The 14058-nt window shown below is 41.2% G+C and carries 19 protein-coding genes; all 19 read right to left on the bottom strand.

Annotated elements, in window-relative coordinates:
- Positions 1-3: 3 nt before the first annotated feature.
- The 19 genes from C5469_RS01455 to sctW all read right to left on the bottom strand — a co-directional run bounded on the left by C5469_RS01455 (position 4) and on the right by sctW (position 13920).
- On the bottom strand, positions 4-405 hold the full coding sequence (locus tag C5469_RS01455) for a structural protein (RefSeq protein ID WP_054480612.1): 402 nt from the start codon (positions 403-405) through the stop codon (positions 4-6).
- 9 nt (positions 406-414) lie between these two features.
- The gene (locus tag C5469_RS01450; RefSeq protein WP_166301290.1) at positions 415-741 is read right to left on the bottom strand and encodes a phage holin, lambda family; all 327 of its coding nucleotides are present in this window, start codon (positions 739-741) and stop codon (positions 415-417) included.
- Positions 742-1217: 476 nt separating this feature from the next.
- On the bottom strand, positions 1218-2015 hold the full coding sequence (locus C5469_RS01445; RefSeq protein ID WP_166301289.1) for an alpha/beta hydrolase: 798 nt from the start codon (positions 2013-2015) through the stop codon (positions 1218-1220).
- A gap of 251 nt (positions 2016-2266) precedes the next feature.
- Positions 2267-3253, bottom strand: coding sequence for a glycosyltransferase (locus C5469_RS01440; RefSeq protein ID WP_166301288.1), 987 nt, complete (start codon positions 3251-3253; stop codon positions 2267-2269).
- A 643-nt stretch (positions 3254-3896) separates the two neighbouring features.
- Complete coding sequence (locus C5469_RS01435; RefSeq protein WP_166301287.1) at positions 3897-4289, bottom strand: YscW family type III secretion system pilotin; 393 nt, start codon at positions 4287-4289, stop codon at positions 3897-3899.
- Positions 4286-4519 (bottom strand): T3SS regulon translocated regulator ExsE family protein, encoded by a 234-nt coding sequence (locus C5469_RS01430; protein WP_166301286.1) that lies wholly within the window; start codon positions 4517-4519, stop codon positions 4286-4288. Before C5469_RS01430 ends, C5469_RS01435 begins: the two co-directional genes overlap by 4 nt.
- Positions 4516-4959, bottom strand: coding sequence for a type III secretion system chaperone (locus tag C5469_RS01425; RefSeq protein WP_166301285.1), 444 nt, complete (start codon positions 4957-4959; stop codon positions 4516-4518). The genes C5469_RS01430 and C5469_RS01425 overlap by 4 nt, the downstream gene beginning before the upstream one ends.
- A gap of 338 nt (positions 4960-5297) precedes the next feature.
- A complete protein-coding gene (locus C5469_RS01420; RefSeq protein ID WP_166301284.1) occupies positions 5298-6182 on the bottom strand; it encodes a YopD family type III secretion system translocon subunit in 885 nt (294 codons plus the stop codon).
- Positions 6183-6193: 11 nt separating this feature from the next.
- A complete protein-coding gene (sctE, locus tag C5469_RS01415) occupies positions 6194-7354 on the bottom strand; it encodes a type III secretion system translocon subunit SseC family protein (protein WP_166301283.1) in 1161 nt (386 codons plus the stop codon).
- Positions 7335-7844, bottom strand: coding sequence for a SycD/LcrH family type III secretion system chaperone (locus C5469_RS01410; protein ID WP_166301282.1), 510 nt, complete (start codon positions 7842-7844; stop codon positions 7335-7337). The genes sctE and C5469_RS01410 overlap by 20 nt, the downstream gene beginning before the upstream one ends.
- Positions 7845-7853: 9 nt before the next feature.
- Positions 7854-8843, bottom strand: a complete 990-nt coding sequence (locus C5469_RS01405; protein ID WP_166301281.1) for a virulence-associated V antigen — start codon at positions 8841-8843, stop codon at positions 7854-7856.
- A 10-nt stretch (positions 8844-8853) separates the two neighbouring features.
- Positions 8854-9132: an LcrG family type III secretion system chaperone gene (locus C5469_RS01400; RefSeq protein ID WP_149616237.1), complete on the bottom strand. Its 279-nt coding sequence runs from the start codon at positions 9130-9132 to the stop codon at positions 8854-8856.
- A 40-nt stretch (positions 9133-9172) separates the two neighbouring features.
- A complete protein-coding gene (locus C5469_RS01395) occupies positions 9173-9607 on the bottom strand; it encodes an LcrR family type III secretion system chaperone (protein WP_166301280.1) in 435 nt (144 codons plus the stop codon).
- Entirely contained in the window at positions 9604-11676 is a 2073-nt protein-coding gene (gene sctV / locus C5469_RS01390; protein WP_166301682.1) for a type III secretion system export apparatus subunit SctV, read from the bottom strand. Before sctV ends, C5469_RS01395 begins: the two co-directional genes overlap by 4 nt.
- Positions 11677-11723: 47 nt before the next feature.
- A complete protein-coding gene (gene sctY / locus C5469_RS01385; protein WP_166301279.1) occupies positions 11724-12053 on the bottom strand; it encodes a type III secretion system chaperone SctY in 330 nt (109 codons plus the stop codon).
- Positions 12054-12055: 2 nt separating this feature from the next.
- The gene (sctX, locus tag C5469_RS01380; protein WP_166301277.1) at positions 12056-12421 is read right to left on the bottom strand and encodes a YscX family type III secretion system protein SctX; all 366 of its coding nucleotides are present in this window, start codon (positions 12419-12421) and stop codon (positions 12056-12058) included.
- A complete protein-coding gene (sycN, locus tag C5469_RS01375; protein ID WP_166301275.1) occupies positions 12418-12789 on the bottom strand; it encodes a type III secretion chaperone SycN in 372 nt (123 codons plus the stop codon). The genes sctX and sycN overlap by 4 nt, the downstream gene beginning before the upstream one ends.
- A complete protein-coding gene (locus C5469_RS01370; protein WP_166301272.1) occupies positions 12786-13070 on the bottom strand; it encodes a TyeA family type III secretion system gatekeeper subunit in 285 nt (94 codons plus the stop codon). Before C5469_RS01370 ends, sycN begins: the two co-directional genes overlap by 4 nt.
- Positions 13051-13920 (bottom strand): type III secretion system gatekeeper subunit SctW, encoded by an 870-nt coding sequence (gene sctW, locus C5469_RS01365; RefSeq protein WP_339413327.1) that lies wholly within the window; start codon positions 13918-13920, stop codon positions 13051-13053. The genes C5469_RS01370 and sctW overlap by 20 nt, the downstream gene beginning before the upstream one ends.
- Positions 13921-14058: the final 138 nt, after the last annotated feature.

Genomic DNA, 14058 nt, shown 5'->3' with positions numbered 1-14058 from the left:
ACCCTACAAAAGTGAAAAAGCTTTATCAATCACCTCATTGCTATAGGGCTGGCTACCATTTTCCACTGTAATAATGGCTTTAATAATTTTTATCATAAATATCTTATTAAACACATCAATAACCTGATCGCAACTAACCCCAGTGTCTTTACACACACGATTAACATAACCGTCCGTATTATTTTCATTGGGAGGGGCCCATCGTGAAATGATGCCTCCCACTGTTTTAAGATTATATTTTCTATTATAGTTATGAAGAATTTTAATCATTGCCCGAATACCATATTCAGGACTGATAAACTGACAAAAAGATTTATCGGTACGCTGTGATTCAGGCACCAAACCTTGCCAATCATCCCCCCAGCGAATATTACCAGGGTTATTGTTTCGAATACCTCTGCTCATAATCTGCTCCTACTGTTTGTTACCTGTTTTATTATTAACAACTTTTCTTAGGATCTGACCAAAATAATCAGTTCCCAGATAACCAATAATGACACTGCTTATGTAAGCCAAATCCGTACTCATACCAAAAAAATCCAATACATCACGGATAAACCAGGCAATCATGGCGCACATAATGGCGTCCATAATTGTCGTCCAGAATTTACCGCCGTTATATCGACCTCTGAGATAAGCCATTGCAGCAGCCAGTGCCGCACCTATACCTTGTTCTTTGACTGACAGCAGCCATAACCATAGCTGCATCCAGATGTCAGGCTGTTTATCCATGTATTTCATCCTTCCACTCCCATTCATACAATGGGAATCCATAGGCTGCCGTGTAGCCTTAAATTTGAGTTAATAGGAATACTGCGAAATCAGTAGAATAAGAAAAGGCCACACATAGCGCAGCCTTAAATTTTGTTAGGTGATTACTTACATTTAGTATAATACCGCACTCATCAGCAACCCCCTGTTCATCAGCAACCCCCTGTGATGTGTCATTATAGATAAAAAACTAGAATGATGAATGGATATATAATTAATTGGAACTTTTATTATTCCCAAAAAATAATATTTCTACTGATAAACATTATTATATTTTCTATGAAAATCCAACTTACAGTGTATTTTTTAATATTTTGATATCGTATTACTTGATTAAAAGGCAAAATATTATTATCTTGCCTTGAACTTGCCACTTCCAAATAGTCATTATCCGAACTGGGTTTAAACTCATGATGAGCTGCTATATTATTATAATACCCTCACCTCTATTCTTTTAATAAAAACCTTTTTAAGGTGCGATGAACCTCTTCAGGTTGCTCAAGTATACCCAAATGTGTTCTGGCACTTTCCAATCGCTTAACCTGGAAAAAAGAATTCGCGTGAGAAAATTTTTGCTGCTCAAGCAGATAATGGTCTCTTCTATCTAAAGAATAAATATGAATACATTGATGGCGCCCAGATAAAAGTTTCAATCTATCCAGAGGAGAACCATATTTGTTATATGCCCCCGCTATCGCCTTTCCCGCCGCTTCCCACACAGTAAAACCCACTTGTGACATTTCTTTAACTAAGTGGTCCTTAACGACTTTATTATTTCCACCGCCCATCCAAAAATTAAATAAAGAATTCCTTGCTGAAACCCAATTTTCAGGCTCTTGTATATGGTTAATTGCTTGAAAGAATGTAGGATCAGGGTTAGTCATAATCCAATCAAGAAATACGAGTGCAGAGACTCTCTCTGGCATTATCTCTGCTATATCGGCAGCAATCCAGCTAGCGTGAGCAACCGAAACTAGTATAAATTGCTCTATGTCTAATGAGTTAATTAGCGAAACAACATCATTTAACAATATTTCTGGAGTTAATGGCAATACAGATTGTGAAGATAGTCCGTGATTACGCCAATCCAGGCTAATAATTCTGAAAGTTTCCGAAGCCAACGCTTCAAATGGCATAAAAACCGTTTTAGGTTCACACCATCCAGGAAGGAGTAATAATGTAATAGGACCAATACCACTATCATTGTAATCTATTTTTATGTCATTGCAATAAAATTGACTCATAATCCTATTCTCAACAGAAAGATTAAATAACGAAAACCCAAGACCGACAATAAATTGTCACATTTAGGTTTTATTGTCTATATCCTGATTGGTTTTCATCATTGAAATAGCACTAAAAGTAAATTTCAGCTAACATTTAAAACATAATTACTTAAATAAGAATTTAAAAGAAAAATATTATTTATATTATCTATTTCGGTATTTTAGGTAAGAACAATCTAAAAAAAAGATCATTCCGAGTACAGTCGTCACTAATTCATGAAACTCCTTAATACTAAGATTAAATTACAACGTATAATAAACCATAGCTCATGATAATTATGTACACCAGGTAATAAATCACTCAAAAAAATTTGATGAACAAAACGTTTAGCAAGCAATTTCTTTAAAGCAGGATCTTGTATTCTTTTTCTATACAAAATAAAAAAACTTCCAACCTCTCTTATTGCATGACGACTAAGTGACCTTCTTAACGATTTTTTATCTTTAATTTCTTTTGAAATTTTAATAATTGAATCAACTACAGTAATATAGCTATCAGCTCGATGATATAATCTTTTAATTTCTGTTGAGCGAGTTATTGATTTCGGATTATTCCTATAACAATATAATAGTTCCTTACAGAAGCCAATTCGATTTGCTATAAGTGCCAAATTAATTGTCCATAAAATATCCTCATGAAAGGTGTTTTCTGCAAAATTCAATTGGTTGTCAAGAATCAACTCCTTTTTAATGAGTTGTAGCCAAACAAAATGTGGCCATTCCCTACACTCAACACAATATTCAATCCACTCTTTACCGGTTAACACGCTACCATAAGGCTGTTTACGTGTTACTTTTTTATTATCTGGTGATAATGGGTTTTCGGTAAAACTGACACCATTACCAATGAGAACATCTAGTCTTTGTGCAATAGCCTGATCAAGCCATTTTTTCAATATTTGCGGCTTTAACCAATCATCACTATCAACAAATAAAACCCACTCTCCTCTCGCATATTCTATACCATGATTTCTGGCTATTGACACTCCCCGGTTTTCTTGATTAATAATTCGTATTCTATTATCTCTATTTTTATATTCTTCCAGTACTTTTAAACTATTATCGGTGGAGCCATCATTGATAATGATGACCTCAAAGTTAATATTTTCTTGTGAAGATATTGAATCCAACAAATAGACTATATTGTTTTCTTCATTGAAGACAGGAATAATGATACTGATTTCAAACTGAGACATTTATAACCCTTTTGAAGAGATAGTAGATTTTAACAGAAATATTAATTTCATAATAAAACAAGCCTTTTCTTGTCTCTATTTATCTACCATACAGTATCTTAAAAGCTATTTATAGATAGGAATGGATAATTTTATTAAAATTATCATTAATTAAGTACGACAATGATATTGGAAATTTAAGGATAGAAAAGTACGAACCATCATTACATACAACGATAACCACTGTAATTCAATTTCATTTATCCAGTACTAAATCAATCAGAAAATATATCAATATAAATTAGAAATAATTGTACAGTCATATCTCAATCTAATGACTTTTATGAATCACATGATTATCTATTATCAATGTAGTTGTTGGGTATATCAGTATATTCATATCAAACAAACCAGACTAATTTTCTATCGTCTACTATATAAATAATGGGATAAGGATAATGGAAATATGTCGTTCTAAAAATAAAAACTTCATATATATCATGGATCTTTAATATATCTGAAGTTTATTGAATTATATAATTCAGATAATAAAATATCCCATAAAATCATTAAATATAAGATAATATAAATTAAATAGCATTTGAAAACCTATAAATAAATATATTTCCCTATTTATTGTTCCCGAAGTACTTACTACCCAATCTTATAAACATTCTGGATAACACGGTAAGGGAGATAATTGCACTACGACTTTTTTTCCTGCAACGATCCGTTGTTGATTCTTTGCCTGTACCGCTCGTTTGTCATCCCAACGTAAATAAGTTCGCAAGAACAAATTTTCATGAGAAAATGGTAATGAACCCAAACGCATGGAAAAAGTCAAAGGTAACATATCCAAGCGATAACACATCTCGCCAACGGTCAACACTTTCCCATCAACGACAGCAAGCAACGATAGTTCAACATTTGCAGTTTTGGACAGAGGAACCGGCATAGTCACATCCCCCTCAATCAACTGTGATGTTCCATTATCTGTTATGTTACTTACACACCCGGTAATCAGCAAACACCACAATATCAACCTCTTTTGGGTCATGACAAACTGATCCGACGTTGTGACAACGGTGTATGCTGCCTATCTAACAAACGTTGCAATGCTGTCTCATGTTCTAGCTCTATTACAAGACCTCTACTCAGAACTACAGAAAGCGGTTCATGAATATTTTGCGGTACACTCCCTGACGTAACCCTACGACCACAGCAAAAACTATCATTTTCATGAGACACATTTGTTAAATGAATGGGTAACGAATTTTCAATTTTCATACTCGCATTCCCAAAAATTTGCTCTGCTGAGTATCAGTTGGAAACTGAGCTTGCAATAATTCCTGCCAAAACTCAGCATGATCCAACATACTCGAAAGACTTGCCTCAAAAGTAGCCAGATTCAACTGACTGGCTGACATTTGCCGATAAAGCTGCACCATCAGAGTTGACTCATCAAAACCAAAGTGAAGATCAAACTGATACCAATGGCGATTAAAACTGGCCAGTTGGCGGAAAATTCCCTCACCAACCGCAGTGATATCAGCTACATCTATTTGCAAAATTAGCTGATCACGTTCGGGAATTAAGATCAAAGAGAGGTGAAGGTGCTCATCAAAACAGAGAGCGGCCACACCTTCATGATTTAAAGCTAAGCGTGGCAAGCCGAATTTGGTGGCAAATTCAGCCAAAACTTGGTTGATGATGGTTATCACATCCATGGTTCACTCCTACAGAGAAGGAAATCAAGCAAACTTGAAGTTACCACGCAGTTGAGCAAACGGGTGACTCCCGAGAAAAGGGAGTCAGTCTACTACCATCATCTTTCATGCCTCTGTCACTCAAAGGCAGTTCTTTTAATAAAAAAGTCACTCGGATCGTTATCAAAAAACCAAATACCGATCATAGCTAAAGACCGGATATCATGATTCGATGTTTTCGCCCCTTTATGCTTTTAGTGATAACCCGCGGATTTTAAAAACAAAATCAATAGCAGCCATCTATCAATAAGAGCGCACCTTTCGATGCGCTCAAGCTTATACAAACAGTTACTACCGCGTTACACCACACCAGCCGCCGCACGCCATGCCTGGTTATAACTCTGAGAAAGTTGTTGCAACAATTGCAAAACATCTCTCATGAAATTGTTATTCAATGAAATCTGATCTTCACTTTTTTGTTTTTCGTGTTGAGCCACAGAGGCATCCACTTCATGTTCCTTGGCTCTAGCCTGAGAAAGCCCTTGCTCTACTTGCACTGAATTATTAGACATACTTGATAACGAGTTCATCACTAAACTGAAGATCTGCTGTTTGCTGCTAAGACTATCAAACACTCTAGTAAGCGATTTCAGGGCATTTTCATCAGCAAACTGTTCTTTGGCCCATACCTTACTAACCGCAGCCCGATCCACATCTCCATTTTTCCCTAGCTGTTGCAACTTAAGGTCAATCAATTCATTACGGCCAGCAATATTATTTTCTAACGTTTTCTGCTGCTTAACCACCTGACTACTTTTAACAGCCGAAAAGGCTCCCATCAGAGCTGAAAAAAACGTCATCACACCAGAAACAACCGCCACAGCAATTACCAACATAGCAGCATGGCGCATTTCATTCACTTGTAATTTCTGAGCACCAATAGCCGCCTTGTTTTCCGTATCACGCTGCAAGATACCCAATTCACGCATCTTCCTGGCAATTTCAAAAAGCAACGATATCGTGTTCAATGTACCATCTAATTCTTGCCTGATCTTTCCTAAGCGACTGAGATCCAAAGCCTGCTTCGGTGCAATCAAGTCAACTTTATCCATAAACCCAGTCTTTCCCGGCTGTTGAACAGCCGCAGCATGTATTGTTGATTCAGCACTTTTATCAACCATAACATCAGCACTGTTACTAAAAGTAATCGACTGATGACCGTTAACGCTATCAATAAAACTCATCTTGTTATTCCCTAAATTTCACGTGGCCGACTGGCAAGATTGTTCATCATTTCCCCTCTGGCATTAAGCATCTGGGAAACCATTTCCATCACATGTTGGAAAGACTCCACCATCTGGGACAACTCTTCTTTAAGCCTGTCCATAACAGCCTGGAATGCCGTCAATTCGCTACGTGAAAGTAGCACATCAACTTGCCGATTAGCTGCTTTGCTCTGGAAAGCAGAATTGGCGGTTTGAACAGCACCATTAGCGAAATCAACCGTCATGTCACTCACCTGTATACCTACTTTCACGCTACGAGACAGAGTATTAGCTGCTGTACCGGCCATTTTTGCAGTAAACTCTGTAACCTTTGTTGCTACCTTAGCCGTCATTTCAGCAACTTTACCGCCAATCTTGGCTCCCATTTTAGCGAGCATTCCAGCGGCTGAACCGCCAAAACTGACCGCTGCTGCCACCACAGCCATCGTAACCTCAAGTACAGTTATTACTGGCCCCAACCACTTCATGGTTTCTTTACTAATTAAACCGTCCTGAGCTGCTTGTTGCAGTCCCTGCGATACTACGCCAAGTACCCCTCCGGCAATCAGCAAAGCGCCTGCTACCGCACCAACACCGCTAGCAACCATGATTGCTCCGACCACAATTGAAGCAATCGCACTGATCCAACCAAAGATTTTAGAAAACAGTCCAGATTTCTGCGCCTCTTTAGCTGAATTTTCTGCCTCTTTGATCTTATGCTGGTTCTCATCCATTTTCTGCAAACTTTGCTGACGTGCTCGCTGGATATCCTGGAGCCTAAGATCCGTTTGATTATGTTCGATCTCACTGGTCAGTTTGCCCAGTTCAATTTCGAATGCCGCAGGTGAAGATATATTCAGAGAAGCCAACCGAGAAATTACCCCGACTGCCAGCTTCGTTCCTTGAGTAACCGATTCAAGCAGATGAGCAACTTCTTCTTGTTGCTGAACATCGAGGAGAGTATTACTCACTGCCAATGGTACCGGCAATGATACTCTTATTGACCTAACCACATTAGAATTAGATGGTTGGTCACCAGCCTGGCTCAATGTAACGCGATCCTCCTTAGAAGACGTAGTCGCCGAGACATTATTAACCAAAGCGTCATTCTGTACTGGAAGAACCTGGGGTTTATTTACTATCAGATCCATCTTCCTGATTCCTTTTTATTGTCATGGCTTCTAACATTGCCGTGCAACTAGCAGCTAAAGCAGCGTGTTCCGGTAAAACTACCGCAAGCTGTTGGGCCGAGTAGAAACCACTCTCTGCCCCATCGAGTTCTCCTAATTGCAGGAGGCATTCAGCAGCATGAAATGGAAAACGAGGTTCATTAATATCAAGCATTGCTCCATAGCTATAGCTTTGAATCGCCTGTTCCAATTGCCCCATTGCTTGGCGGCATGCACCCAATCCAAGGAAAAAGCGAGCATCATAGTGATCTAGCATGCATAAAGCCTGAAATATTTTATTCGCATCCTGCCATTTACCTGATTGATACTGGTTGAATGCTAATGAATAAAGTTGTTCAAGCGTATCACTGGAGACATCCTTCAACATGGCAAGAGTGCCACCATCATGAAGAAAAGCCTCCAATTCTTGTGCATATTGGTCAGAAGTCGTAAATGTTTCTTGGTGCTCCATAATCATTCCTTAAATTGCGCCGAGAATGCTGCGCATAACACTGTCATACTTCTGGATAAAACGATTTAACGCTTCAATGGCGGCATTGTAACGAGAACTAATATCATTTAGCCGAGTCGTTTTTTCTTGGACAGAATTGTTTAATGGACTTACGCGGTCGTTGACTGAAGTAGAAAAATTGGCCAGACGGTTATTGTCTTTTTCATATTCATATAAATTATCCAGACCTGCCATTGCACCACTCTGCTTGTTAGGACTTTCCAAAAATGTCTTAATAGATATGTGTGTTGAGTCAGGAGATATCTTATTCAATAATTGATATTCAGCACTCTTCCTAAAAGCATCATCATTGTCAAAACCATACTTTTTATAATCCAGCAAGTTGAAAGAATTACTGCCATCAATAGAAAGTTTCTGATTGCTCTCTTCCTTAGCTGATAATTTCGCATTAATTTCCGATTGAATAACGCTGTAAATCTTCAGCTCCGCAGTCAGTGCTGTAAGCTCATTACGCAGTAGTTGTCGTTTTTCATCATGACCTAACATGACAGAAGCAAATATATTAATTACAGCATCATCAAGGCGATTCTGTGGTAATTTAAAATGCGCTGTAGCCAAAAATTCTCTTAGATCCCAGTGGGTTTTTAATTCAGTCGTCGGCTTACCTTGCGCATCTTTTTTATAAGTATCACTCAAGAGAGATTTAATACTTTCGATCCCATTTTCTATTCCGCTAGCCAGATACCCTTTCTTAACAGCAGCAGCATCCTCCGTCTCTAGAAAATGAATAACCATTTTTTTTAGGCGCTCTTCATCGTCAGTAATAACCCCTACATAAGCAGGATCATCTTTTACTGCAATCTTGATATCTTTATCACGGATAAGCGAAACCAGTTGATTAAGCGCCACAGATTTAGAATCTTGCAGATCTTTCAGCGAAACCTTATCCAGCTCTGCCAGAGAAAACTGTAAGTTACTACGATAAGAGCTAATATCCACTGTTAAATCCTTATATTATGATGCCGCGCATACGGGGCGGGCGACGGAGACGCTTTCCTTCTTCCAAAGAGTGGGGATGACTGTTCCGTAAGCGATTAACTTCTGTCACTAGCTCCTGCTCAGCACTCTGAACTAGAGCAAGATCAGTATGACCAAACAGCTCAGCCCCCACATTGGGGTTAACACCAAGGGATTGCCACATCTCCTGCAATAACTGTAATCTGTGATCGCTATCCTTAATAGCTATCTCAGCGGCCAACAGTACTTTGGCATTGGGTTCCTCTTGCATCAGTGACTCCTATAATAAAGATAGATATTGATTCTTCCTGTCAAAGTTGGACTTTTTTTTGTTGTTTTCTCATTTGAGGTAACGATATAACGCAACTAACTTCTAACTCGAACCAGCCAGGTGTTACCTCTCTTGCTCCTGCCCAGCGGTGGTAAAATCGAGCCAAACGTTCGTCATTAAGGGGTGAATCAACCAAGGTATTAACCTGACCATAAAGCCGACTACCCGGTCCAAGCACTTCCAAAGTCACTTTTGCCAATAGATAAAGAGGAGCAAATGGATTAGCAAGTCCTTGGCGTTGTCGGGTTCGGCGCAACATAATGATCCAAACCCTCGGTGCATCATAGCGCCAGGCAATTTCACAGCCTTCACACCACACACGCCAGCCAAGAGGAATTGAGCTATTCCCCATACAGTGAGGTAGCACCGAATAACCGTGCGCTTCAAACCACGGGGTAAACGGATCATGATTCATAGACAAACCCTACCAAGAGGCTGAATATTAATCTGTTGAGTCAACTCCTGGTATGAAAGGACTGGTAAACCATAGTGATCACCCTCAATTAACTTACGTACATAGCGACGAATATCCATTGATACGATCAACACTGGCTTATTCTGCATCTGCGTTAAATCGCCTACAGTTTTCTTCATCTGTTCAAGGAAACTTTGAGTCACCGCCGGGTCCAGCGCCAGATAACTCCCTGCACTCGTCTGGCGAATTCCTCCCCGGATCTGTTCTTCTACCTGTTGGTCCAGCAGATAAGCAGGCAGAATGTTATTGCCGTTAGCGTATTTGTAACAAATGTAACGTTTGAGGCTACTACGAATATACTCCGTCAATTGCACCACATCTTTCTCCTTTTGCCCCCATACCACCATGGCTTCGAGAATCGCGCGTGTATTGCGAATAGAGATATCCTCTCCTACCAGTCGTTGTAGTATCTCTGTCATCCGTTGCAGTGGGATTATGCGCATAGCCTCCTTGACCAACTCACCATAGCTGCCTTCCATCTGCTCCAAAAGATAACGGGTTTCCTGAACACCAATAAAATCTTCCGCATATTCCCGCAACACATGTGACAAATGCCAAGTTATTACCTGAGACATTGATAAAACCGCCAATCCAGACTTAGATAAACGCTCTTGGTGTGCTTCAGCTACCCACAAAGTAGGTTGATTCGGTAACAACGGCTCTCCTTCCTCATAGGGAATAGCCAACAATTCCAACTGACTGACCGGTTCCTGTACCAGCAAATGTGCCAAACGCAACCGACCACGGGCAACAGGTACCTCTTGTAGTTGGATCAGGTACTCTCCTTCCTTCATACCCTCATTAAAGCGTAAATGGATACCTGGAAATGGGACTCCCAAGTCTAAATAGAGCGCGCGTCGTACCCGTATTAATTCATCATTAAGCGAAATAGCTTCCAGTTCAGCTTGTAACCCAGCATCCACATCAATAAGTAAAGGAACCGTCATAGCGAATTCCTCTTTCTCACTAAGTTTCCCACCTTTGGCCTTACTACCGATCTTAGGCTTAGATTTAGGTTTAGCTGCCGGAGCACCCGCCCCTTGAGCTAACAAACTAGGAAGGTCAGTTTGCTGGCTAGCGTTGACTTGCCGCTGACGTTGGAACAAAAAATAGCCTCCACCAGTCACCACCAGCGCAAGCATCAAAAAGGTTAATGTAGGGAACCCGGGAATAAGGCCAAACAATACCAATAAAACACCACCAATCAGCAGCGCCTTAGGTTGAGCAATGATCTGCTCGCCAATCTCATTACCCAGATCCAAGGAATCTTCCGATGAAACCCGAGTAACAATAATACCCGCCGTGATAGCAATCAGCAGTGCCGGAACCTGAGCAACCATGCCATCACCAACGGTCAAAATAGCGTAGAGTTGCAATGCCTCAGAAGCTGCCATCCCCTTCTGAGTAACACCTATAGTTATTCCCCCCAGGATGTTGACAAAGATGATGAGGAGACTAGCAATAGCATCACCCTTAACAAATTTCATTGCGCCATCCATTGAACCAAACATCTGGCTCTCTTTTTCGATAATGCTGCGCCTCTCCCTGGCTTCATTGACGTCAATCACTCCAGCACGCATATCTCCGTCAATGCTCATCTGCTTACCGGGCATAGCATCAAGGGAAAAGCGGGCGCTGACCTCAGCCACACGTTCCGAACCTTTGGTTATGACGATGAATTGTACGATAGTGATAATCAGGAAGATCACTATCCCTACTATCAAATTTCCACCAACAACAAAATTACCAAAGGTATAAACAATCTTCCCGGCATCAGCCTGCAAAAGGATCATTCGGGTGGTACTCACTGAAAGCGCCAAGCGAAACAGAGTTGTTACCAACAAAACTGCCGGGAAAGCAGAAAATTGCAAAGGTGAATTTATATAGACCGCCATCATCATTAGCACGACAGAGATAGTCATATTAATGGCGATCAAAATGTCAAGCAGGACAGGAGGAAGTGGCAACACCATCATGAAGACAACAGCCAGCAACAATATTGCTAGCATAATATCTTTACGCTCGCCGAGCAGACGTAATAACTCAAACCCACGATTCACAGTGGAGTCCCTTGGGAGAGATAACGCTGATAAGCACTACGAGCTTCTTCCAAATCTCCCTCTTGTTGGCAAGCTCGGCTGACACAAAGCCAGAGGGCTGCACCTTGTTCTCCCTGCTCCTGTAAGAGCATACAATGCTCTTTTGCCACACCTCCCCGTTGCAGCTTAAGTAATGAAACTACCAAAGCTCGACGTCCTTCTTGATGTTCAGGATGCAAAGCTAGTAATGCATCCAACAAAATACGAGCCCGTTCAGGATGACCGTACTGGAGTTGAAGCCAACCGAGCAGTAGCAAAGCGCTCTGCTGTTTAGAACTGAGAGTCATGGTCATACCTTGTGTAACAGATGTAGAGCCATCTGCAACAACTGTTCATCTTGATTCATATTTTCCAACAAGGAAACGGCATTCCGTACCCTAATATCATCACCTTGTTGTAAAGTCGCTCGCAGGCTACTGACAGCCTGACGGAAATCCTGCGGACGCAACAGAGAATGAAACCCATCTTTTGGGCAGGCAAAAGCCAGTAAAGCTTGCTCAGCTTTGTTAGCTGGATAAAGACGTGCAGAATGGGTCTCAACGGATTGACCATCGGGCAATAACGCATAGCGTTCGGGCAAACCAACTGCTATCTCTTCCCGGCTGATTGCCGTCAGTTGCTCAATTCCTATATGGGCGGAAGCGATTCTACTCACGAAGCGAGCACCTCACGCTGTACCCTCAATAAAGAGCAAAATGCCTGATGCAGCAAAGGCAGCGTTACGCACCGTTCATCTAATGTAACAAACAATAACAGACGATCATCTCCCAACCAGCTACAGCGCAGAGGTAATTCAGGTCCCAACCCGCTAAAAGTGAGCGACATTGCCTTAACCATCACGTCTCCCCCCTGATGCCAAGGGATTTCACTGGCCAGCCAAAGCGTTAATAACCCACCATAACGTTCAATCTGTAACGTGCCAGAGTACTCAAAATCTATTTGGATCAAAGGACTGGAAGCATCGGACATTTCCACACCCAAATCCTGACAAAATTGGAGCAATTGTGGCTCTACCCAGTTCATGATGTTCCTTCTCCTGACCACAATTCATCTTCACTCTCAATTGCCGTATCAAGTGCCGATTGACAGGAATTAAGCAGGTTTTGGCGCTGTTCCTCATCACTAAACACTTCCACCGGAATCAGCCGAATCAGTCGTTTCAATTCCCGGTAGAAATGAATTTGAGTTTGGCTATCCTGCAACCCTAAAGCATGACAGAGCATTTCAACATCCCGCACATTGGCCCAGCGTTTCTCGATCAAAGAAACAACATCTCCCATAAGGTCAGAAGGCCCGTATGCCATGACTTTCCCCTTCGATCACGCTTTTCCACAACTGCTCAACCTGAACTGACAAACTGTTAAGCAAACGGAGCTTATGCATGTCACTCATCACTCGCTCCAGCTTCACAGGATCAAGATGCCGCGGTTGGCTGTCCAGATCAGCACTCAAAGCTTTCATGATAAACCCGGTCACTTCCATCACAGAGCTACTCTTGAAATGGGACTGAATATCCCGCCAGACTGCCGATAGCCCTTGATAATCCATAACTGCATCACGATAGATATTACGCAATGCCTGCAATTCACCCACTCCATCTTGAGCCGCTATTGTCGCATCAAGAGTAATACGAGCACCTGATTCAATAGCTACGCCTTGCTCTTGTGCTAAACGTGACAATTCATGTTCAATTAATGTCAATATAGCGCGTGCTTCTGGCCTACCTGCCAACGCTTCGCGGGCCTGACTTAACGCATAAAATTGCTCACTCACTTCTCCAGAGAAACTCTCCAGATAAGCCTGTAGCTGAGAAATATTAACCAGTTGACCGTTATTTAAGTAAGAGATCAATGACTTGATCTTTTGTTGACGCTCCAAATCCGGCACCTTCTGAAGATATTCACTCACCAATGCCTCAATTTCCCTCACCCGGGCATGTCCATCGCTAACCTTACGTCTGGAGAGCGGCATATCCTTACGTTCCGAAAATGCAAAGGTAAGCTCTTCCGCTGCATCAGCAAAAGATTGGGATGCAGCTACCAGCACCGCTTTCTCTCCCTGAAACTGGCCGATCTCCTGTTTCTGTTGTGCTGCAATCCCGGCATCAGGTTCTGGCAAAGTCATCGAATGAAGATGATTTTGGATAATACCCACGGTTTAACCTGTCATATCAGAGTTAATAATGGACAAATTATAAAGATACCAACCCAGTGTCTATGCCAAAATCAGTCGTGAATTTTTAGCAAAATCCGCCAGAAACTGCCCTCAAAGCGATTGGGGAATAGTCATGTA

Origin of the sequence: Photorhabdus cinerea (assembly GCF_011189575.1) — a bacterium.
Lineage (GTDB): Bacteria > Pseudomonadota > Gammaproteobacteria > Enterobacterales > Enterobacteriaceae > Photorhabdus > Photorhabdus cinerea.
Note: the sequence above shows the minus strand (reverse complement) of the source record. Positions and strands in the feature narration are given on the sequence as shown.